The following is a 2,872-nucleotide window of genomic DNA, read 5'->3' as shown; positions in this document are numbered from 1 at the left end:
CGGGCCGGCACGCCCCGGGGCGCCGGCCGCGGCGCGGGCGCCCCGGGGACCGTCCCCGGACCGGCCGTCCGCGGCTGCGCCCGCGAGGCCCGCGCCGCGCTGCGCGCCTCGAACTCGTCCAGCAGCTCCCGCTCGCCGCGGCCGCGGACCAGCAGCAGGACGAACGGGTCCTCGTCCAGAAGGCGGGCGACCTGGTAGCACAGCGCCGCCGTGTGCGAGCACAGGTCCCACTCGCCGCAGGCGCACTCAGGCTCCAGGTCGCCGAGTCCCGGCAGGAGGTCGACGCCCGCCGCGGCCGCGTCCTCGGCCAGGTGCGGGGGCATGTCCCGGTCGAGCAGCGCGGCGATGTGCCCGGCCCGGTCCGCCATCACCTCCAGCAGCCGGTCCCACTCCGTGCGGGTCCACTCCCGCAGCAGCACGTCGCAGCGGTGGGCGGCGCGGTCCGTGCCCCGTACGACCGCGGTGACCCGGCCCGGGCGCACGCTGACCGCGCCGACGGCGCCGGCCCGCGCGTGCCGGCGGCCCCGCCTGAGCTGTTCCCCGTCGAGCGCGGTGTCCTCCAGAGCCTTCAGCCACGCCCTGCCCCACCAGGTCCGGGCGAACGCGCCGCCCCGCGCGGGCGGCAGGGCCGCGAAGGTGCGCTCGGCGCGGGCCGCGGCCCGCGCCCCGTCGAAGCCGTCCACCGGGTCCCTGTCCCTTTCCTGGTCTTCCCGGCCGTTCGCGCCGGAGGCCGTGCGGGCCGCGTCCGCGGGGCTGCCGCCCGCCCTCATGCGCCGCCTCCCAGCCGTACCAGCTCCGCCAGCTCGGCGTCGGTCAGTTCGGTCAGCGCGGCCTCGCCGGAGGCGAGCACGGCGTCGGCCAGCCTGCGCTTGCGCTCCAGCAGCGCGGCGACGCGCTCCTCGACGGTCCCCTCGGCCATGAGCCGGTGCACCTGCACCGGACGGGTCTGGCCGATGCGGTGGGCGCGGTCGGTGGCCTGTGCCTCGACGGCGGGGTTCCACCAGCGGTCGTAGTGCACGACGTGCCCGGCCCGGGTGAGGTTCAGCCCCGTGCCCGCGGCCTTCAGCGACAGCAGGAACACCGGCACCTCACCGGACTGGAACCGGCGCACCATCTCCTCGCGCCGCGCCACGGGCGTGCCGCCGTGCAGCAGCTGGGCCGGGGCGCCGCGGGCGGCCAGGTGTGTCTGGAGCAGCCGGGCCATCGCCACGTACTGGGTGAAGACCAGCACGCTCTCCTCCCGGGCGAGCAGGGTGTCCAGCAGCTCGTCCAGCAGGTCCAGCTTGCCGGAGCGGCCCGCGACGCGGGGGGCGTCCTCCTTGAGGAACTGGGCGGGGTGGTTGCAGATCTGCTTCAGGCCGGTGAGCAGCTTCACCACCAGGCCGCGCCGCGCGAGGCCGCCGGCCCCCGCGACCTGTGCGAGGAGTTCGCGCACCACCGCCTCGTAGAGCCCGGCCTGCTCCGCGGTGAGCGCGACCAGGTGGTCGGTCTCGGTCTTCGGCGGCAGCTCCGGCACGATCCCCGGGTCGGACTTGCGGCGGCGCAGCAGGAACGGGCGCACCAGCCGGGACAGGCGCGCGGCCGCCGCCGCGTCCGCGGCCGTCCCGCCGCCCGCGCCGTTCTCCACGGCCCGCGCGTAGTGCCGGCGGAACGCGCCGAGGGTGCCCAGCAGACCCGGCGTGGTCCAGTCCAGGATCGCCCACAGGTCGGTCAGACTGTTCTCCACCGGGGTGCCGGTGAGCGCGACGCGCGCCCGCGCGCCGATGGCGCGCAGCTGCCGCGCGGTGGCGGAGAACGGGTTCTTCACGTGCTGCGCCTCGTCGGCGACCACCAGGCCCCACGGCCCGGCCGCGGCCAGCCGCGCGGCGTCCAGCCGCATCGTGCCGTAGGTGGTGAGAACGAACCCGCCGCCCGCGAGGTCGTCCAGCTCCCGCGCGGGGCCGTGGTAGCGGCGTACGGGCGTGCCGGGCGCGAACCGGGAGATCTCCCGCTGCCAGGTGCCCAGCAGGGAGGCCGGACAGACCACCAGGGTGGGGCCCGCGGTGGCCGGGTCCGCCTGGCGGTGCAGGTGGAGGGCGATCAGCGTGACGGTCTTGCCCAGGCCCATGTCGTCGGCGAGGCAGCCGCCGAGGCCGCGAGCGGTCAGCCCGGCGAGCCACGTGAGGCCGCGCAGCTGGTAGTCGCGCAGGGTGGCGGCCAGCGCGGCCGGCGGAGCGACAGGCTCCGCGGCCGCGCGCCCCGGGTCGGCGAGCCGGTCGCGCAGGTCGGCCAGCCATCCCGTGGCGCGCGCCGCCACGCTCTCGCCCCGCGCCTCGGCGCGTCCGCTGAGCGCGGCGCCGAGCGCCTCGCCCGGGGTGATCCGCCGGTCCCGCCGCCCACGGGCGCGGCGGGCCGCCTCCGGGTCGACGACGACCCACTGGTCGCGCAGCCGCACCAGCGGCCGGCCGGCCTCGGCGAGCCGGTCGAGTTCCGCGCCGGTCAGGTCATGGCCGCCGACGGCGTACCGCCAGGACAGCCGCAGCGGTGCGGCCGCGTCCAGGGACGACGGAACTCCGGACCGCCCCGCGGACCGGCCGCCCTCCCGCACCCTGTCGGCTCCCGGGGCGGTCGCGGCGCCACCGCGGCCGCCGTCCGGGCCGCCGTCGTCTGGTCCGCCGTCGTCCGGCCCGCTGCCGTCCGGGCCGACGACCGCGCGTACGGAGATCCCGCGCGCGAGGCCGCGCGGCCAGAAGACCTCGACCCCCGCGGCGTCCAGGGCCGCGGCGGCCGGGCCCAGCAGCGCGGTGACCTCGTCGTCCGCCAGGTCGAGCGCGTCCGGGACGGCGGCCGACAGCAGCGGCGCCAGCGGCGGCCACGCGCGGGCGGCCCGCCG

Annotated in this window: 1 protein-coding gene and 1 pseudogene; both read right to left on the bottom strand. The window is 78.7% G+C overall.

All coding sequences use genetic code 11. From position 1 onward, the window contains the following. Positions 1-770, bottom strand: a pseudogene (locus RKE29_RS29075) (SWF or SNF family helicase); the annotation flags it as partial. Further along, positions 767-2,872 (bottom strand): SNF2-related protein (locus RKE29_RS29070; RefSeq protein WP_312008699.1); only part of this gene is annotated, 2,106 nt, incomplete at its 5' end. The pseudogene RKE29_RS29075 and the gene RKE29_RS29070, both read right to left, overlap by 4 nt.

It is taken from the genome of Streptomyces sp. B1866, assembly GCF_031932565.1.
In the GTDB taxonomy this organism is placed as follows: Bacteria; Actinomycetota; Actinomycetes; order Streptomycetales; family Streptomycetaceae; genus Streptomyces.
This window is presented reverse-complemented; position numbering and strand designations above follow the sequence as displayed.